17 protein-coding genes are annotated in these 19520 nt (G+C 58.6%); 13 read left to right on the top strand and 4 right to left on the bottom strand.

Annotated elements, in window-relative coordinates:
• Nucleotides 1-534: 534 nt before the first annotated feature.
• The 3 genes from msrA to AAG793_RS15560 form a co-directional block, all read right to left on the bottom strand.
• Complete coding sequence (gene msrA / locus AAG793_RS15570) at nucleotides 535-1176, bottom strand: peptide-methionine (S)-S-oxide reductase MsrA (protein WP_341909823.1); 642 nt, start codon at nucleotides 1174-1176, stop codon at nucleotides 535-537.
• Nucleotides 1173-1652, bottom strand: coding sequence for a peptide-methionine (R)-S-oxide reductase MsrB (gene msrB, locus AAG793_RS15565; RefSeq protein WP_341909821.1), 480 nt, complete (start codon nucleotides 1650-1652; stop codon nucleotides 1173-1175). The genes msrA and msrB overlap by 4 nt, the downstream gene beginning before the upstream one ends.
• A 349-nt stretch (nucleotides 1653-2001) precedes the next feature.
• On the bottom strand, nucleotides 2002-2874 hold the full coding sequence (locus AAG793_RS15560; protein ID WP_341909819.1) for a LysR family transcriptional regulator: 873 nt from the start codon (nucleotides 2872-2874) through the stop codon (nucleotides 2002-2004).
• Between the two features lie 414 nt (nucleotides 2875-3288).
• Between AAG793_RS15560 and AAG793_RS15555 the strand changes: the two genes are divergently transcribed.
• From AAG793_RS15555 to AAG793_RS15545, 3 genes are all read left to right on the top strand, one after another.
• Nucleotides 3289-4050: a hypothetical protein gene (locus AAG793_RS15555; protein ID WP_341909817.1), complete on the top strand. Its 762-nt coding sequence runs from the start codon at nucleotides 3289-3291 to the stop codon at nucleotides 4048-4050.
• A 246-nt stretch (nucleotides 4051-4296) separates the two neighbouring features.
• A complete protein-coding gene (locus AAG793_RS15550; RefSeq protein WP_341909815.1) occupies nucleotides 4297-5061 on the top strand; it encodes a class I SAM-dependent methyltransferase in 765 nt (254 codons plus the stop codon).
• Between the two features lie 326 nt (nucleotides 5062-5387).
• Complete coding sequence (locus AAG793_RS15545) at nucleotides 5388-6575, top strand: amidase (RefSeq protein ID WP_341909813.1); 1188 nt, start codon at nucleotides 5388-5390, stop codon at nucleotides 6573-6575.
• A gap of 17 nt (nucleotides 6576-6592) precedes the next feature.
• Here AAG793_RS15545 and AAG793_RS15540 read toward each other — a convergent pair whose 3' ends face one another.
• The gene (locus AAG793_RS15540) at nucleotides 6593-8083 is read right to left on the bottom strand and encodes a PLP-dependent aminotransferase family protein (protein ID WP_341909811.1); all 1491 of its coding nucleotides are present in this window, start codon (nucleotides 8081-8083) and stop codon (nucleotides 6593-6595) included.
• 277 nt (nucleotides 8084-8360) lie between these two features.
• Between AAG793_RS15540 and AAG793_RS15535 the strand changes: the two genes are divergently transcribed.
• From AAG793_RS15535 to AAG793_RS15490, 10 genes are all read left to right on the top strand, one after another.
• Nucleotides 8361-9362, top strand: coding sequence for an ABC transporter substrate-binding protein (locus AAG793_RS15535; RefSeq protein WP_341909808.1), 1002 nt, complete (start codon nucleotides 8361-8363; stop codon nucleotides 9360-9362).
• Nucleotides 9363-9436: 74 nt separating this feature from the next.
• Nucleotides 9437-10231 (top strand): ATP-binding cassette domain-containing protein, encoded by a 795-nt coding sequence (locus AAG793_RS15530; protein ID WP_341909806.1) that lies wholly within the window; start codon nucleotides 9437-9439, stop codon nucleotides 10229-10231.
• Between the two features lie 25 nt (nucleotides 10232-10256).
• Complete coding sequence (locus AAG793_RS15525; RefSeq protein WP_341909827.1) at nucleotides 10257-11084, top strand: ABC transporter permease subunit; 828 nt, start codon at nucleotides 10257-10259, stop codon at nucleotides 11082-11084.
• 26 nt (nucleotides 11085-11110) lie between these two features.
• Nucleotides 11111-12430 carry a histidinol dehydrogenase gene (gene hisD, locus AAG793_RS15520; protein WP_341909804.1) on the top strand — a complete coding sequence of 440 codons (1320 nt, stop codon included), beginning with the start codon at nucleotides 11111-11113 and terminating at the stop codon, nucleotides 12428-12430.
• A gap of 7 nt (nucleotides 12431-12437) precedes the next feature.
• Nucleotides 12438-13688 carry an aminotransferase class I/II-fold pyridoxal phosphate-dependent enzyme gene (locus tag AAG793_RS15515; RefSeq protein ID WP_341909802.1) on the top strand — a complete coding sequence of 417 codons (1251 nt, stop codon included), beginning with the start codon at nucleotides 12438-12440 and terminating at the stop codon, nucleotides 13686-13688.
• A 43-nt stretch (nucleotides 13689-13731) separates the two neighbouring features.
• Nucleotides 13732-14742, top strand: coding sequence for a D-cysteine desulfhydrase (locus AAG793_RS15510; protein ID WP_341909799.1), 1011 nt, complete (start codon nucleotides 13732-13734; stop codon nucleotides 14740-14742).
• Nucleotides 14743-14752: 10 nt separating this feature from the next.
• Nucleotides 14753-15766, top strand: coding sequence for a putative sulfate exporter family transporter (locus AAG793_RS15505; protein ID WP_341909797.1), 1014 nt, complete (start codon nucleotides 14753-14755; stop codon nucleotides 15764-15766).
• 22 nt (nucleotides 15767-15788) lie between these two features.
• A complete protein-coding gene (locus AAG793_RS15500) occupies nucleotides 15789-16496 on the top strand; it encodes an amino acid racemase (RefSeq protein ID WP_341909795.1) in 708 nt (235 codons plus the stop codon).
• Nucleotides 16497-18301: 1805 nt separating this feature from the next.
• Complete coding sequence (locus AAG793_RS15495; protein ID WP_341909793.1) at nucleotides 18302-18667, top strand: hypothetical protein; 366 nt, start codon at nucleotides 18302-18304, stop codon at nucleotides 18665-18667.
• A gap of 473 nt (nucleotides 18668-19140) precedes the next feature.
• Nucleotides 19141-19449, top strand: coding sequence for a hypothetical protein (locus AAG793_RS15490; RefSeq protein WP_341909791.1), 309 nt, complete (start codon nucleotides 19141-19143; stop codon nucleotides 19447-19449).
• Nucleotides 19450-19520: the final 71 nt, after the last annotated feature.

Here is a 19520-nt window from a genome sequence, read left to right as displayed (position 1 = left end):
TGCAGCCGCCGGATCTTTGCCAGTGTTCCCACTTTGATCACTCCTTGGTCCCTCCTGCTTAAAAAGTAAGCAGGAAACTTTACTCAAGGGGTCAAATTTCGATGAAAAAACTCAGCTCAAAGGGGTCAATTTCATCTGGAAATCAACAGACAGTGATGCCGTGGCCTCGTCTGGGGGGATCGTGAGCATGGACGGGAAGACTTTGTCTGATTTCAAGGTGGAGCAGCTGATCGAAAAGTCCTATAAGTGACGGAAATTGATCTGGCCCCTGAGCCTCTTGTCCAGATTTATTGGCGAGCTTATTCGACTTGTTACCTTAAGGCTGCTATCGAGACAAAGCGGAATTACAGACTATCTAACGCATTGCCATAAAGCAGTCATCCGTTTGCGGTGATGAGTGAACTTGGCAGAGCGCTGCTTTGCCGCAACTTCGGCCCTAGGGATTGGAGCCCTTATCGCTGCAAAGCTGTCGTTGGTAAGCAGGCATGACAAGATGTTTGGTCTTCATGCCAACACTTTTGACTTTTGGATGAACTAACGTGCAGCCTTGTCGCCCCAGAGCTGCTGCAGACGGGCATCGCGGCCGCAACTGGTGCGGTAGTACTTGTAGCGCACGGGGTTTTTCTTGTAATAGTCCTGGTGGTAGTCTTCTGCCGGATAAAAAGTGCTTGCCATCAGCACCTCGGTCACGACAGGTTCTTTGAATGGTTTGGATTTCTCTAATGCCGCTTTAGATGCCTGTGCAACTTTGAGTTGCTCGGCATTGACGGCGAAAATCGCGCTGCGGTAAGGGCTTCCCCGGTCGCAGAACTGCTGGTCTTTGGTGGTGGGGTCTATGGTGCGCCAGAAGCGCTCTACCAATTGTTCATAGCTCACTTTGGCAGGATCGAACACGATCTCTACCACTTCGGTATGCCCGGTTTTGTTCGACGAGACCTGTTGGTACGTGGGGTTCAAGGTGCGCCCGCCCGTATAACCGGATGTGGTTGAAAGCACGCCAGGCACCTTGTCAAAGTCGGACTCGACACACCAGAAACATCCACCTGCAAAGACAGCCTTTGCCGTGGCGGGCACAGCAGTGCCGCCGGCTGGTGGTGTTTGAGCCAGCACCGTGACAGCGACGGACACGGTGAGCAGTGCCGCCAATGAACGTATGGTTTGTATGAGATTGTTCATGTAGCCACCACAAACTTCAGTGCAACCCCGTTGTTGCAGTAACGCAATCCGGTTGGCTTGGGTCCGTCGGTAAACACATGGCTGTGGTGTCCGCCACAGCGGGCGCAGTGGTACTCCTTGCGGGGATAGATCAATTTGAAATCGGTCTTCGTTTGCAATGTTCCGGGGATGAAATCGAAGAAACTGGGCCACCCGGTGCCGCTGTCGTATTTCGTGGCGGATTCAAACAGGGCCAAGTCACAGCCAGCGCAGTGGTAAGTTCCTTTGCGTTTCTCGGCGTTCAAAGGGCTGGTGTGGGCGCGTTCGGTACCCTCCTGGCGCAACACTTGGTACTGCGTCGGCATCAGACGTTTTTGCCATTCGGCATCAGACAGCTTGAGAGGAACAATGCCGCCCGGGGCGCTTGGGCCTTGCGCGGATACATGCTGCCCAAGGCCAAGCAGGCCCAACAGGGAGAGAGTGAATCGTCGGTTCATGGTGTGCCTTTGCAGTGCGGTAAATGCTAGTTGGTCGGGCGAAGCAACCAAAACTTTCACTTCACTTGGCATTATGGTGAGAAACAGGGAACGTCAGCCTTCGAGCAGTCACAGCAGTGTTGTTACTTTAAAAATGACCTTATCAGAATTTGGCTCCTGATTTGATCAACAGCAACGAACGCAAGATTGGCTCTGGACTTGACCCGCTTTCTTAGACATATTTCAACTTCCGCCTACCGGACGTTCCTGACCGTCCGCAATTGGCCCGAAAGCGGTTGTTGTGTCGGTGCCTTCCGCGAACTAGGCGTTTGTTTGCTCGCCATCGCGCAACATGCTTGATGGCACCAACTCAAGCCAAACCCTGCGCCAGCGCATCAAACACGACTCGGATTCGTGGCGAGGTGCGCAGTTCGCGGTGGCTGACCAGCCAGATTGGGAAGCGCAAGGTCGGTACCTCGTCGAGTACCCGGACAACGCCAGGCGTGCGGAGCCCAATCTCGTCCATCATGACGCCAATACCCATGCCTTCGCAAACCAGAGGCCAGTGGGCGACCGAGTGGTCCGCGTAGCAGCTAAAGTTTGCCTCGCTCAATAGGAGGCCGTGCTGGCGCAGGTAGCCCAGAAACTGCCCTGAGCGATCAGAGCCCACAAAAGGAAGGTGTGCCGCATCTTCAGGACTGCGCGGATGGCCGTGAACTCGCACCCAATCTTTAGAGGCATAGAAGCTGGCGGAAGCCTCGCGAATCAATCGTGCGATCAGTTCTGGCTGCTCCGGCTTGACGTGGCGAATGGCGATATCGGCCTCGCGACGCAGCAGGTCGCTGAATGCGTTAGACGAGATCACTTCAATCGCAATGTTCGGCTCCTGCTCTCGTAGGCGCCGCACCAGGGGCGGCAACAGATATGCGGCAACGGGGTCGGTGGCCGAGACCGAAACCACGCCACCAACCGCCTGCGATCGGCCTGTTGCTGCCAGTCCCAGTGCTTCGGCTGCTGCACCCATAGCGCGCGCATGCTCCAGGAGTTCCAGTCCAGTGGGCGTAAGCGCCATGGTCTTGCCAACCCGCTCGAACAGCGTCACGCCCATGCTCTCTTCGATCGCCGCGACCTGGCGACTCAGCGTAGGCTGAGTCAGGCCCAACTTGCGAGCAGCTGCCGACAGCGTCCCGGCTTCGGCTGTCTCAAGGAACGCCTTTAGCTGATTCCAATCGAGTTGATTCATGCGTAGATGTATATGTTCACTGCAATTTATCGCCATTGCGAGCGATGCCGCGCATGGCTAGTATCCTCGACTGGATATCAGCCAAGTCAATACTTCGATAGAAGGGTGTTGTTCTTGTTGATCGTACTGGAGGGGCGTCAAATCCGCGTACGAGTAGATCGTGCCTCGAAGCCGGCGCCCAAGTGGGAAACACGATGGGTCACCATCGTGACAGCTGAGGGTGCAATCGGAGTCTCCACTGGGAAAAATTTACGCAGTGGTGCCGAGCAACAAGCGTTGTCTCAGCGCCAAGCCCAGCCCCGTAGGGTGGCCTGCAAAATCGATCTTGCTGTTTACAACCAAGGCGCTGCGGCTCTTGGGGTGATGTTCGAGTATCAAATTGATTGATTTCTACCTCTCAGAGGGTTGACTGACATGTTGAGCAATATTGCGGGTTCGGCGAATCTTGGAGCCTGTAGGTCTTATGGGCTCGCAGTCATCCTCTTGGCAGGCTTATGGTCGGCAAATGTGGCCGCCCAGTCCCAAAGGGACATGAACGCAGTACTAAGCGCCAGAGTGACCGAAGAGTTCCAGCGTGATGTTCAGCGGCGCATAAGCAGTGGCACTCGCGACGGCCCTACCCACTATTTCACAACGGACTATGCAGCCAAGCTCACACCAGAACAGAAAAAGCAGCTTGAAGCTCGAAATAGAGACTACGAAATCATGGAAAAACTTCGTCGCGACCCGGTTCTCGCCCGGCTCGCTAACGGGTACTGGGACAACTATCAGGCACGACAATCAGCCGGCCCCGGGGAGTTTTGTGCGGCGAGTCACGTAAATCTTGACGGCGTCATTACTTTGAGCGGTTTCGATAAAAGTTGGGAAGGTGGTCTGCTCGTCTTCATGGGGAAGAATATTCCCAAGCCGAAAGCTCTCACCGAATTGACAGTGACGCTCACACAGTCCGGCGAACAACCTGCCGTCATTAAAGTCTTCAACCCACCCGCAAGTCAGGAAATGCGCGACTACGGCACGCTTATCTTTGCTGTCACAAGCATGAAAGCAGCGTTGGCTGGCATGGAGGACAAGCAAGACTTTGCAATTGCCTCAGAAGGCAAGGAAGTCTTTCGGATGAGCTGGAAAGATGGCATCACAGCCCGCAAGGCACTGGGTGAGTGCCTGCGTAGTAGATAAATCGGAAAGGCTCAGCTGTTGAATTGTGCTGAAGTCTGACCCGTGGCTTGAGTCAAGCCCAGCTTGCGAGCAGTTACCGAAAGAGTGTCGGCTTCGACAGTCTCTAAGCACGCCCCAAGTTGATTTCAGTCGAGCTGATGCATGCGTAAATGTATATGTTCACTGCAGTTGATCGCCATTGCCTGCGATCCTGTGCATGGATAGTATCTCGGGCTGCTTCATTGGATAACAACTACTCTTCCCGACATGCCTAGCCGACCGAACGATCCCGTTGCCACCGCTGCCCTCCCTTCAGAAGCAAATGCGCCAGCCAACCGCAATGCTATTTTCTGGGACCGCATCGCGCACAAATACGCGGCAGATCCGATTGCGGACATGGCGGGGTACGAGGCAACACTGCAACGAGTGCGTAGCTTCCTGTCTGACGATCAGGATGTGTTGGAAATTGGCTGCGGCACTGGCACCACCGCACTGCGCTTGGCACCCTCGACTCGCAGCCTGCTAGCGACCGACGTCTCACCCAATATGATCGCCATCGCTCGAGAAAAGCTGGCAGGTCAGAGCGTGCCCGAGCTAAGCTTTAGTTTGGCTGACGCGGACACGCCAGCATTTGGAGACGGTGCCTACGACGCCGCTCTTGCCTTTAACCTGCTGCACTTGGTGAGCGATCTTGACCACTCGCTAGCATTGGCGATGCAGGCTTTGCGGCCGGGAGGATTATTCATCTCCAAGACTCCGTGCATTGCCGAGATGAATCCACTCATCCCTTACCTGGCGTTGCCGCTGATGCGCCTCATCGGCAAGGCACCCCATGTTCTTTGCTTCAACGGGAGTGCACTGCAGTCGGCCATCACCCGGCAGGGCATGGAGATCGTGGCGGTCGAACGACATGGAACACGTGGGAACGACTTCCGTGTCTTCATCGTCGCCCGCAAGCCGGCCAACACTGAACTACAACTGCGGGAGGAGGCTTCGCCGCAGAGGTTGCAGTCCGGTTACCTTCAGCGGTAGAGCAGCAGAAATCAGTCCCGTGAAATTTGGCTACCTGATAACGGTCACTCGCCAATGTCCGCTTCTGGCCCGAAACCAGCCGTTGGCCAGCTCCCTTCAACGACACAAGGCGGTCATTGCTACCTCTGCATTTCTTACCGCGAAGCGGGAGTCTGTTCTGTTAAAAATGAGGTGCGCAGACTGAGGTCGTCTATGCAGCGAAGCCGACGGTAGACACTCGGCAGACCACTACTCGGACTGAGTAAGCGCGGTACTAGCGCTTGTGATCCTCAATGCCTGTCTTTCCTAAAACTCTTAGACTGTTCCGACATCTTCAGAAAGAAACCATGCCGTTTATTGACGATACTGCTCACGCCTTTTTACCTTACCCCGATGTGCCTGTACCCCACGCACCGGCTGGAACTCTGGCTGGGCTCAGCTTTGGCGTGAAAGATCTTTTCGACGTCGCCGGTTACCCCACCGGTGGCGGTCAGCCGCTGGTCCTAGCCATGTCGGGTATCAAGACCAAAACCGCACCCGCTGTCCAGAAATTGCTGTATGCCGGCGCAAGGTTTGTCGGTAAAACCGTGACTGACGAGCTTGCGTTCTCGATGAACGGCAACAACGCGCACTTTGGCGCACCGATCAACGGCGCAGCGGCTGGCCGCATAGCGGGCGGGTCGTCGTCGGGCTCGGCCTCGGCGGTATCAAACAACTTGTGTGACTTTGCCTTGGGCAGCGATACGGGGGGCTCCGTCCGCGCCCCGGCCAACCACTGCGGCTTGTACGGGATTCGCCCCACGCATGGGCGCATCAGCCTGGACGGTGTGCTGGACTTGTCGCCCAGCCTGGACACCTGCGGTTACTTTGCGCGTGATGTCGACACGTTCACCCGCGTCTCGGCTGTTTTGCTGGGCGAAGACACAGCCCCCCTGCCAACCAGCTTCCGGTTGCTCAAGCCGCTCGACATCTGGGCCATGCTGGACGACGAAGTGCTCACAGCGCAAGCCGCCCCCTTGGCTCGTGTCGAGGCGGCGCTCGGAAAGGCGGCAGAAACACGGGTCTTCCTCGACGACCCCGACACCGCCTATTGGAGCTTTCGCTACATACAGGGACATGAGGCGTGGGTGGTCAACGGCCCGTTCATCGAGCGCTATTGCCCGCCGCTGGGCCCCGGCATTGCAGAGCGCTTTGCGTGGTCAAAAACGGTGACCGACGCACAACTTGCTGCAGCGACTTCTTACCGGGAGCGGTTCAAAAAGCATCTGACCGACTTGCTGGGAAGCGATGGCGTGCTGGTCATGCCCACCGTCGCTGACATTGCGCCGTTGATCAGTGATAGCGGCGACAGGCTGGAAAGCTATCGCAACCGCTCGATTCAAATGTTGTGCCTGGCCGGCCTGTCGGGCTTTCCGCAGATATCGCTGCCGCTGGGTCAACGCCTCGGCGCGCCGCTGGGTCTGTCGTTGCTGGGCCCGGCGGGCAGTGACATGGGTTTGGTGAGGTTGGCGCAGTCGATTATGAAAGCCACTTGAAGCCAGGTCGCTTGAAGCTAAGTCGAGTGGTATGCCTTTGCCAGCTCTTGCACCCCTGCTTCAATCAGGTTGCCGGGAATGGCGGCATAGCCCAGACGCAGATGCGCCTGACTTGCCGGTGACGATTTTCTGAAGAAGATGTCGCCGGGCTCTATCAGAACACCGCGCGTAGCACACTTCTCGGCCAGTGTCTGTGCATTCAATCCGTCGGGCCCCTTGATCCACGCACCTGAGCCGCCTTGTGACGGCATGATTTGAAATTCGGGAAGGTGTTTGGCAAATGCATTGTTCAGCAACTCACGCCGCTCCCGGTAGGTCACGTTCAGTTTGCGGATAAACGCATCGTGATGACCTTGCGCGATGAACAGGCTGGCCGTATGGGAGTTGTTGGCCGGCGTGTGCCGGATGATGAGGCGCCGCAAGGCACGCAGCTCGCGTATCAGTTCAGCCGGAGCCACGATGTAGCCGATACGCAGACCATGTGCCAGGGTTTTCGACAGGCTGCCGAGGTAAATCACGCGCCCGTCCGTGTCCAGGCTTTTCAGTGCGGGCAGCGGCCGGCCAGAAAAGTTCAGCTCGCTCTCATGGTCATCTTCAAACAGCACCACGTCACGCTTCTTGGCCAGCGCCAGGATTTCCTGCCGGCGTGCCAGCGGCATGGTGACTGTGGTCGGGCACTGGTGGCTGGGCGTGACGTAGACATAGGCGCATTGGCCCATGGCGCGCGACGGGAGCAGGCCATCCGCGTCAATCGGCAGCGCCTTGACGTGATCAGTGCGCAGTAAAAAATTGTTGCGGGCATCCGGGTAACCAGGGTCTTCGATGCCTACCACCGTGTTGCGGTCCAGCAGCACATTGGCCAGCAGGTAGCAGGCCATTTGCGCGCCCGCCGTCACCAATATCTCATCACGCTTGGCCATGATGCCGCGCGCGGGCAGGAGCCGATGCTGAATCTGGTCCAGCAAGGCCTCGGAGTCGCGGTTGATGTGGTCTTGTGCCCACTTTCTGACGGCAGGAACAAACAGGGCCTGGTGCGCGCAGGCGCGCCAGTCCCTCAGTGGAACCAGCCCGGGATCAAACTGCCCATAGACAAATGGGTAAGTGAACTCCTGCCAGTTGGCGGGCTTGACGATGTTGCGCTGATGGCCCACACGGGAAACCAGTCGTGCATTCCACTGCAGGCCGCTGGGCGTGGGCTCCTGGGGCGACGACTGGACCGCCTGCCCCAGCAGGATGTCGCCATTGACCACCAGACCACTTCGGGGGGCCGCGATCAGGAATCCTTTGTCCACCAGTACCTGCAGTGCCAGTGACACCGTGTTGCGCGACAACCCAAGGGCACTGGCCAGCGCACGGCTGGTGGGCACCTTTGCGCCCGCAGGCACCAGACCCATCAAGATGGAATGCACCATCATTTCCTTGACCCGGCCTTGCAGGGTGGTGCTGCTCCCCGAGAACTGGGGAAACAGCTTGGCCCATATTCCCGTGATCTCCTGCTTCTGTCTCATGCTTTGATCCTGTCAACGCATCCGTTCCGTGCACTTTTTGACCGTGCTGCACCAACAAAGGGAATGACCAGAGGCGCTTGGGCAGCTCACAGGTGCATTCTTGAATGGCACGACGAAACTTCCTAGGGGTTTTCATTTTGGCACTAAAACAAAATCAGTCTGGCACTATTTTGAAAAACTACTTTTGCCTAGTATCCGCACAGGTCACATGCTTGTTTGCAAGTGAGCCTCGTTCAAACCGAATAACGCCTGCACCCTCTTTTAATGGATGGACAACATGAAACACCTGCTTAAAACACTGCTCATCGGCACGGCCTTCACCCTCACCATGGTTTCGCAAACCATGGCGCAAACCAAGGTGGTGATCGGACACTTTGGTGATCCGCTTCCCTACAAGGCACTCATCGCTGATGGAAGCCTTGACAAAGCAACCGGCTGGAAAATTGAATGGCGGCAGTTTGCTTCTGGCGCTGAAGTCAACGCGGCCATGGCTTCCGGCGGCATTCAGATTTCTGAAATTGGGTCTTCTCCTCTGTCCGCCGGCTTGAGCTCTGGATTGCCGTATCAGATGGTCTCTGCAGGCAAGGTCATTGACAGCTCCGAGGCCCTGGTCACACGAAACGGATCGGGTATCGAGAAGCCTGCCGACCTCAAAGGCAAGCGTATTGCGGTGCCGATCGGCTCCACAGCCCACTACTCGCTCATGGGCGCACTGAAGATGAATGGACTTACTGAAAAAGACGTCACCGTGCTGGGCATGTCGCCCGCCGAGATCGCTGCCGCCTGGGCACAGAACGCCATTGATGCTGCTTTTGTATGGGTTCCCGTTCAGACGAAGTTGCGTGAGAACGGCAAGGTGATGTACACCGCGGGCGACGTGGCGAAAGCGGCTGGCTTTCATACTTTCAACGCATGGGTTGCGAACAACAAGTTCGCCGCTGAAAACCGCGACGGCCTGGTCAAGTTCTTGAAGGCCATGTTCGAGATCAATGCGGACTACCACAAGAACAAGGCCGCATGGAACGCAGATTCGCCAAAAGTCAAAGCCGTTGCCGCGAGCGTGGGTGTGTCACCGGCTGCAGTCGTGCCGATGCTTGAAGGCACGATTTACCCCGATGCTGATCTGACCATGTCCGCCAACTGGATGGGTGGCGGCGCAGCCAAAACCATCAAGGGCACCGCTGAATTCCTCAAGAGCGCAGGTCGGGTCAACAAAACTGCAGACGACTACGGCCAGTTCGTCAACCCTGAGTTCGCCAAGGCTGCTGCGGGCAAATAAGCCCACGGCTGTCCCGCACGTGCTGACCTGCATCGGTCAGGTCAGCACTGCACACCTCCACCTTGAGGCTTCCCATGACTGCACTTGCCATCCGAAATGTGTCGGTTTTCTATCCGGTCGCCGGTAAACCGCCGGTACACGCGCTCCAGAACATCAACCTCGAGATTCATGAGAAGGACTTCGTGGTGGCGCTGGGCGCATCGGGTTGCGGCAAATCCACGCTGCTCAATCTGATCGCCGGGTTCATGGCGCCCAGTGAGGGTGAAATTTCCCTCAAGGGTAGAGGCGTGGTCGGCCCTGGTGCGGACCGCTCCGTCGTTTTCCAGAAGCACGCGCTGCTGCCCTGGCTGAATGTGCTGGACAACGTGGCGTTCGGACTGAAGATTCAGGGGCACGACAAAGACAAGCGCGAAAAAATCGCCAGGGATTTCATCCGGCTGCTCGGGCTCGAGCAGTTTGAACAATCGGCCACCTACGAGCTGTCGGGTGGCATGCAGCAACGCGTGGGCATTGCGCGCGCGCTGACCAGCGACCCCGATATTTTGTTGATGGACGAACCGCTGGGCGCTCTTGATGCGCTGACGCGCGAGCGTGCGCAGGAGCTGATCCTGAAGGTCTGGCGCGACACCGGAAAGATGGTGTTCTTCATCACGCACAGCGTTGAAGAGGCGCTGTTCATGGGCACTAAGTTGATCGTCATGTCACCTCGCCCTGGCCGCATTTCGCATGTGTTCGACTTGCCATTCAGCCGGCGCTATTTCGAAACCGGCAACGCCCGCGAGATCAAGGCCTCCGCAGAGTTCATTGCCCTGCGGGAAACCATCTTGCGGATCATCTTTACCGACGAAGCAGAGGCCCACAATGAATGACAACCGTCCGACCAGCGGCAGCGGCATGCTGGGTGGCCTGATGAAGGCCAAGCCCGCCAAGCCCGGTGAAATCTACGGCGTCCCGGGTCAGGGGGAGAGCTTCAGGATCAGCGCGGTGGTGATCGTGCTGCTGATTTCCTTCTGGGCCTTTGTCACGTATGCGGGCTACATCAAGCCGCTGTTCCTGCCCTCGCCCATGGGGGTGATTGACGCCTTATTTGAAGTTATCAGAGAAGGCTTCACCGGTGCCAGTTTCTGGGAGCACATCTGGGTGAGCACCTTGCGCGTCTTCGGGGCGTTCCTGCTTGCTTGCGTGATCGGCATTCCACTGGGCATTGCGATGGGGATGAGTCCGGTCGCACGCGGCATTTTTGATCCCCCCATCGAGTTCTATCGTCCGATCCCGCCACTGGCCTATCTGCCGCTGATGATCATCTGGTTTGGTATTGACGAGTTGTCCAAGGTCTTGCTGATCTTCTCGTCGGTGCTCGCGCCGATGGTGCTGGGTGCCCGGGCAGGCGTGAAGTCGGCAGCGATTGAGCAGATTCACGCAGCCTATTCGTTTGGCGCCACCCGTTGGCAGGTGATTCGCATGGTCGTGCTGCCATCGGCCATGCCCGAGATTTTCACGGCCATGCGTGTTGGCATCGGCTTTGGGTGGACCACGCTGGTGGCCGCTGAAATGGTTGCCGCCACCTCTGGCCTCGGCTACATGGTGTTGTCTGCATCACGGTTTTTGCAGACACCGGTCGTCATCATGGGCATTGTGGTAATTGCTGCGATTGCCTACGCCTTTGACCACCTGGTCCGCTTTGTGGAGCGACGCGTTGTGCCCTGGAAGGGTCGCGGTTAAGTTCAACCCCTGAAAGAAATCATTCCATGACGATTGAATATCTGAAGAAAGCGCCGCCGCGGCAGGAGGCGATTGACAACGTCACTTCCGAGACCGTTGAGCGCCTGCTCGCGGACATCCAGAAGAACGGGCGCGACGCGGTGGAGAAATACGCGCGTGACTTCGATGGCTGGCATGGCCCGATCGTGGTGAGCGATGATGACTTCTCAAAAGCCACTAGATCATTGTCCCAGGGCGTCAAGGACGATATTGCGTTTGCGTATTCCCGCATCAAGGACTTCGCGGTGCGTCAGCGCGAGTCGCTGCACGAGTTTGAAGTTGAACTGATCGACGGACTGGTTGCTGGGCAAAAGCTGATTCCCGTCAATACCGCCGGCTGCTATGTGCCCGGGGGGCGCTATGCCCATGCGGCATCGGCCATCATGAGCGTGTGCACCGCCAAGGTGGCGGGTGTGCCGAACATTGTGGCGACATCGCCCGGCCACAAGGAAGCAGGCGTCAACCCTGCCATCCTGCACACCATGAGGCTGTGCGGCGCAGACACTGTTCTGGCCCTCGGTGGCGTACAGGGCATTGCGGCCATGGCCTTCGGTTTGTATTCCCCCAAGCCCGCTGATGTGATCGTGGGCCCGGGTAACCGTTTCGTGGCCGAGGCCAAGCGGACGCTGTTTGGCCGCATCGGCATTGATGTGGTGGCTGGCCCGACCGAGTCCGCGATCATCGCGGATGAGACGGCGGACGCGGACATCGTGGCGGCCGACCTGGCCGGCCAAGCCGAGCATGGCCCCGACTCCCCGGTGTGGCTGTTCACCTCATCCCGCGAGCTCGGCATGAAGGTCATCGAGATCATGCCCTCGGTCATCGCCGCCTTGCCTGAGCTGGCGTGCAATGCAGCCACCGCCGCCTGGCGTGACTATGGCGAGGTGGTTCTGGTGGGCAGCCGCGAAGAGATGGTCGAGGTCAGCGACCAGTACGCGCCCGAGCACCTGCAGGTGTTTGCCGAAGACCTCGACTGGTGGCTGGCCAGGCTGACCAACTACGGATCGCTGTTTCTGGGTGAGGAAACCACGGTGGCCTACGGTGACAAGTGCTCGGGCCCCAACCACATCCTGCCGACCCGGGGCGCTGCGCGTTACTCCGGCGGTTTGAGTGTGGGCAAGTTCATCAAGACCGTCACCTACCAGCGGCTGACCCGCGGTGCAAGTCGCGAAGTCGGGCAGGTGGCCGCCAGAATCTCCCGGCTGGAAGGCATGGAAGGCCATGCACGCACAGGTGACATCCGGCTGCGAAAGTACTTCCCGCAGGACTCGTTTGAACTGGGCACGCTGGCTGGCCATCAACACTGACGTAACCATGGCTGTATCGACGCCTGTATCGCTGCCTGTATCCGCCAGACCCGCCACGCCAGATGGCTTGTGGTTTGGCAAGGACCTGAGCACCCCCGAGCCGATTCCGGAAGACGCGATTGAACGTGCTGTTGCGCTCATGCGCTCCGGCCGGCTCCACCGTTATGGCGAGCAAGGCTCGGGCTACCCGGAGCCTTCCCTGCTGGAGCAGGACTATGCCGCCTACGTGGGCAGCAAGTACTGCGTGGCGGTCAGCTCATGCGGCGCGGCCATGTTCATTGCGCTCAGGGCACTGGGTGTCAAGCCAGGTGACAAGGTGTTGACCTGTACCTTCACCCTGTCGCCAGTTCCCGGCGCGATTGCCCATGCCGGCGCTGAAGCCGTCCTGGTCGAAACCACGGCCGACTACCTGACCGACCTGGCCGACCTTGAGCGCAAGGCCGCCACCAGCGGCGCCAAGGTGTTCCTGCTCTCACACATGCGCGGACACATCGCAGACCTGCAGGCCGTGCGTGCCATTTGCGACCGCTACGGCATCGCTGTTGTTGAGGACTGTGCCCACACCATGGGCGCCAAGTGGGACGGAAAGCACACCGGCACCTGGGGGATGGTGGGCTGCTACAGCGCGCAGACCTACAAACACATCAACGCCGGTGAAGGCGGTTTGCTGGTGACGGACGACGACGATGTGGCCGCACAGGCCATCCTGATGTCTGGCTGCTACATGATGTACGACCAGCACATCCTGAAGCCTTCAGCCGAAGTGTTTGAACGCTGGAAGTACGTGACCCCCAACTTCAGCATGCGCATGTCCAATCTAGCGGCCAGCCTGTTGCGCCCGCAGATCAGCCAGCTGGCAGACCGGGGACGGCGCTGGAACCACATCTATGCGACGCTCGCGCGCGAGCTGGGCAAGGTCGAGCACCTGTCGGTGCCGGCGCGCCCGCCCCAGGAAGAGTTTGTGGCCAGCTCCATCCAGTTCACGCTTGATCTGACGCCAGCGCAGATCGAGCGCTTTCTGAAGGAGTGCAACGCGCGTGGCCTGTACGTCAAATGGTTCGGCACCCCTGCGCCCGTGGCGTTCACCAGCAATTACGAGCACTGGCATTACATGAAGGGCAAGCCGGACATTCCGAACTCCAAGGCCGTGCTGAACCAGCTGTTCGATCTGCGCACCCCTCTTTCACTGACTGACGACGACTGCGTGCTGATTGGCCGCATCGTCGCGGTGGCCTGCGCACTGGCCGCAGCCAACTGAACCCCTCCACCCACCAACTTTCAACCACAAAAAGAAGGCAACCATGAAACTCACCAACTTCCCCCGCGTCCGCATCACCCACGGCCCCACACCGCTTGAATTCCTGCCGCGTCTCACAGAAGCGCTGGGCGGCCCCAACTTGTACATCAAGCGAGACGACTGCACGGGTCTGGGCTCAGGCGGCAACAAAACCCGCAAACTGGAGTTCCTGATGGCAGATGCCGTCAAACATGGCGCAGACACCATCATCACCCAGGGTGCCACCCAGTCGAACCACGCACGCCAGACAGTGGCGATTGCCGTCAAGATGGGGATGAAGTGCGAGATCCTGCTGGAAGACCGAACCGGCTCGACCGTAGAGAACTACAAGAAGTCGGGCAACGTCTTTCTTGACCATCTGTACGGCGCAAGAGTGCAGGAGGTACCCGGCGGTACCGACATGAACGCGGCAATGGCCAAGCTGGCCGACGAGCTGCGTGTCAAGGGCCAGAAGCCGTACGTCATCCCCGGTGGCGGCTCCAACCCCATTGGTGCGTTGGGCTATGTCACCTGTGCGCTGGAAATGGTCAACCAGTTCAACACGCAGGATCTGCGCATCGACTGCGTCGTCCACGCCACCGGCAGCGCTGGCACGCAGGCGGGTCTGGTGGTGGGTCTGGAGGGCACGCGCAGCCAGATTCCGGTTCTGGGTATCGGTGTCCGCGCGCCCAAGGAGGCGCAGGAAACCAACGTTTACAACCTGGCCGTCAAAACCGCTGAGCTGCTGGGTGTTCCCGGCAGCGTCAAGCGCGAGAGCGTCATGGCCAACTGCGACTACGTGGGCGGCGGATATGGTGTGCCGACACCCGGCATGTTGGAGGCGGTCACCATGATGGCGCGCCTCGAAGGTATTCTGCTTGACCCGGTGTATTCGGGCAAAGGCATGGCCGGCCTGATTGACTTGTGCCGCAAAGGGCATTTCAAGAAGGGCGAGAACGTTGTGTTCCTGCACACCGGTGGCTCTGTGGCGCTGTATGGCTACATGGACGCCTTCAGTGGCTTGAAGCCGGTCTGATCCCGTTGCGATGACAACGCTGGCGCGTGTGGCGGCTTTCGAGCACGCCAAAACGCTGATCCCTGGCCTGCTGGTGACAGCACTGGTGGCCATGGCCGCAGCCTTTCTCGGCAGCCACTACAAGGGCTCCATGCTGCTGTTTGCACTGCTGCTCGGACTGGCCCTGCACTTCATCAGTGACGACAGGCGCTGCGCAGCGGGTATTCAGTTCGCGTCCAGCACGGTGTTGCGCCTTGGCGTCGCGCTGCTGGGCCTGCGACTGACGATTGACCACGTGGTCGCGGTCGGCTGGCGAACGGCGGCCGCGCTGATGGTGGCGGTCGCCCTGACGATTGCATTCGGCTTGCTGCTGGCACGGCTGTTCAAGGTCGAGAGCAGTCTGGGCGTGCTGGTCGGCGGTGCCACCGCCATCTGCGGCGCATCGGCGGCGCTGGCCATCTCCAGCGTGCTGCCCAAAAGCCCCAGTCTGGAGCGCGACACCACCTTGACGGTGGTCGGCGTGACCACGCTCTCCACGGCGGCGATGGTGGTGTACCCACTCGTCACGCAGTGGCTGGGTTTTGATGCGGTCATGGCGGGCAAGTTCATCGGCGCGACGATTCACGATGTGGCGCAGGTGGTCGGTGCCGGCTACAGCCTCTCGCCAGAAGCCGGCGACGCGGCGACCATCACCAAGCTGATGCGGGTGGCGTTGCTGATGCCCGTGCTGGTGCTGGTCTCGCTTGTGGTGCGTCGTCGCTCGTCGGGCGAAGGGGGCGCCGTCAAGGCGCCGCTGCTGCCGTGGTTTACAGTCGCCTTTGTTGCGCTGATGCTCCTCAACAGCACGGGCTGGCTTCCGAGCACAGTCCAGTCGGGCGCGTCGGATGTGTCGCAGGCGTTTCTGGTGCTGGCGATTGCAGGCGTGGGCCTGAAAACGTCGCTGCAGGACGTCAGCCAGCTCGGGTGGCGACCTGTGGCGATGATCTTTCTGGTCACGCTCGGCCTGGCGTTCCTGTCGGGTGGCTACCTGATGGCCACGAGTTGATGTCAACCACAGGGCGGTGAAAATGATTGGTGTTCTGGGCGGCATGGGGCCGTTGGCCACGCTTGATTTCTTCAGCAAGGTGCTGGCGGCCACGCCTGTTCAGGGCGACGCTGACCATGTGCCGCTGCTGATCCAGTCCGATCCCCGCATTCCGCCGCGCCCCCCCGCCATCGTGGGCCATGGGCGCTCCCCGTTGCCAGAGCTGCTGGCCGGGCGTGACCGCCTGATCGCTGCCGGTGCGACCGCACTGGCCATGCCCTGCAACACCGCGCATTTCTGGTATGCCGATCTGCTCACCGGTTGCCCGGTGCCCTTCATCAGCATTGTGGATGTGTCGGTTGCGGAACTGGTGCCACTGGCCTATGCCGGCGCGCCCATTGGCATCATCGCAACGCGGGCCACGCTGGCCGCCAGAATTTTTGATGCACCATTGACGCAGGCGGGCTACACCCCGTTGCTGCCTGACGCCGATGTGATGGACGCGCTGGTCCTGCCCGGCATCGACCTCGTCAAGGCAGGTCGGGCCGCGGAAGGTGGGCAACTGATTGAGCAAGCTGTTCAGGCCCTGTTGAATCAGGGCGCTGGCGCGGTGGTTCTGGCCTGCACTGAAACGCCCCTGGCACTGGACGCAGTGCAGTCCCCTCTGCGCGCGAAGTGTGTGGACAGCACTGCCGCATTGGCGCGGGCCTGTGTGGCCTGGTGGCAGGCCAACCAAGGCAAGACTGAGTAAGCAAAGCCGTTTCAACGCATAGTGAACATCACCCGCTTTCGTAGACGCATTTCGGCTTCCAGCATGAAGCTGCCCGAATGCCAGCGGGTTCAGCAGGTCCACACAAGCAGTCCAAGAGCGGAAATTTATAACTTTTGGGATGAGTACAGGCCGCAATGTCGGTTACCTGTTACCAGTCATTGGCGTGCGACCGCTTCTGGCTACGATAGCTGAACTGCATTGGTCGACACTCGGCATGTCAAATCGCATGTTAGCTATCCGCTTCATGTGCACTGGTGAATATTTCCCATTTCTTGGCTTGTTTGTAGAAGCGCTTCCCGGTAAGTTCGGAGCTGTAGGAGCGGAGAGACTTTGAGCTATAACATGCCAAACTATACGGATTCCCATCAGAAGAAGGCGGCTCCGCCGCAAGTGATGGTGGTTCGGTCATTTTTACATTAGTGCCCATGAGCGCAAAGGTTCGATTCGCGGTCGCCGAGTGGCATGTGAGTCCGTTGGACGCTCACGTGAGCCGAGCTTTGCTTGAATCCGAAGGAGTCCCGGCGTTCTTGGAGAATGAGCATCACGTTACCGCCAACTGGCCCATGTCCCGAATGCTCGGAGGGGTTAGATTGATGGTGCCCTTCGAATTTATTGATGCGGCGCGAGCTGCCTTTGCGCTACGCGATCGGGGTGACCTTCAGGCCGCGTTGGAGAAGGAGTACCCACCGGACGTTCCCAACTGCCGCGCGTGTGGCTCTACCGGACTTTCGGAAAGACGCGACTGGGTGATGACTGTGATCGCAGTTTTTCTACTGCTTAAGGCGTCGATCATCTTTCCACCGCGCAAACTCAAGAGGTGTGCAGTATGTGGAGAATCGCAGTGACAATGAGCCTTAACAGATCGTTCGACACGGATGCACAGGTGCGCCTGCTCCCTCTGGTTGCACCTGGCTTATGCGCCGGTCAACTCCGACATAAGACTCAGGACGAATAGTGCGGGGAGCACTACAGTTTCTTGTTGGTTTAGTTGCGGGACCGCCCATTGCGTTCTGGTCGGTGTTCATGGGCTGCGACGGGCCTACGCCACTATTGGGCCGAGTCTGCACGTACGACACACCTATCGTGTTGTTGAGCGCCACGTTTGCAGTGTGCCTCCTGCTTGTTATTGCGGTGTCTTGGCTGGTACCCGAAAAGAAAAAGGAGCCTACAACTCACGGAAAGCCGTCTTAACTTGTCAGTCAACGCGGACGCCCAAATCCGTCTGGCCCGTTTGGTCGCTGCGCGGCCTATCGTAAGTGGTCGCCAGTTGTTTTTACGTTAGGCCCTTTGATGCCAACTCCCTTAGAGATCGAGACCAAGTTTCAATCACTCGATGTACACGACGACACAGTCGAAGGGTTTAACTTTGTGCCACCGGCAACACATCGCACCTCGCCAAAGGTAGAAGTCGTACTCTTCCGCCACTGGGCTGGCACGCGTCGCCTAGTCACTTTCACAGGATGCGCGAACTATGCGGTAGCGCTAGACGCTGACATCCTGAAAGACAACGCGCCAAACAACACTTGCTCAGTTGAAGCGTCAGTCGACTCCAAAGAGATTGAGAAGCTAGTTCAAAGACACAGGGAATTCTGGAACGTGTCCTACGCTCGGAGCCTTGACCCAACGCCCAAGAAACTCTCTGGCCTAGACAAGCTAGTTCTTTTTCGCTTGCGCCTTTTCGGTGGCCACTTGGTGGTTGTTGCTCGTTCCTTCGCTATGAAGCGCCTAACCCTTCCATCCAGAGGACTGCCTTCGGCAGCCTCTCATGTCAAACGTTAGCCAGCATGCAAATTCCCAAGCTCATCGAAGAAAGGATTCCTGGCCTCGCTGCTATTTCGGCGCTTTTTATGCTGCAGGCCATATACGGTCAATTCTTCTGCGACGGCCGACTCGCAGGGTTCCTTTGGGTCACGCTCATCCTCATGGTTCCTATCGCCATCGGTCTTACCCTTTCGGGGTCAACTGCGGCCATCGCCATGTGCGCTGCTTTGCTGCCTTTCATTCTTTGGGCGAATGCAGTTGAGTGCCGGCCGTATGAAGGTGGAGGCGCCGCAATGGCCTACGTGGTAGTTTTTCTGTATGGAGTCCCAACGTCCATAGCGAGTGCCATGCTTGCTGTATTCGTCAAGCGCAGGTTCAATGCTGGCTAACATGTCATTCAACCCGGACGTATTGCAGCGGATGCCCGCTGCGCGGATCGTGGCCGCAGGGCGCCGATTACCTTCACGTTAGAGCTCATGAAAGCTGTGCGCTGGATCATTATGGCCTGGAGTATCGCTACCTTGCTGGCGCTGATGTACTACTCGTCGCGCTGGGTATCGGAGACCGCGAATCCTTTGCGGCACGAACTCCTTTCGGGTGTATCGCTTGCACTGTTGGCTGGCAGCCTTGCATGGGTTTTCCTACCGATAATCGCTTGGCGTTCAACCTCCGCTGGTGCGGCTGAGAAGTGGGCACTCTCGGTGCCAACGATCGGTGCGGCTTTGTGTCTCACCGTTCTTGCGGCCGCAGGTGCGCTATGAGCCCTAACTTGTCAATCTACGCGGACCCACAACGGCAGGAGACGGCTTCGCCGCTCATGTTGATGGTTCGGTCATTTTTACGTTAGTTTGCACTAATGAGTATGCGAAGTTCCATCACCGTTTTCGTCGCTGCGCTGGCCGGAGCGGGCACGCTGGCCTTGGTGCCTGTTGATTGGCGTGGTGATTTCATCCTGTGGGCGTTTGTCGTGTGCATCGTTGCATCGTGGGTCGTGGTGGCGCAAAGTGGTGCGATGCGAAAGGGGCCTACCGTCCTAGTCGGAGCCTTCGATCCCATTGGTATGACAAAGAAATCGAGAGCGCGAACAATGTTTTTCTATGCAGCGGCGTTTGTTGCGGGTGCGTGTGCATGCCTCTTGTTCATTGTGGCAGGTAGTGGCAATGCGAGCTAACCAGCTAGACGACACGGACATCAAAGTGCGTACGATCCCTGCAGTCGCACCTGGCCTAGGAAGCCGGTCAC

The sequence above is a fragment of the Polaromonas sp. YR568 genome, from assembly GCF_943372955.1.
In the GTDB taxonomy this organism is placed as follows: domain Bacteria; phylum Pseudomonadota; class Gammaproteobacteria; order Burkholderiales; family Burkholderiaceae_C; genus Polaromonas.
This window is presented reverse-complemented; position numbering and strand designations above follow the sequence as displayed.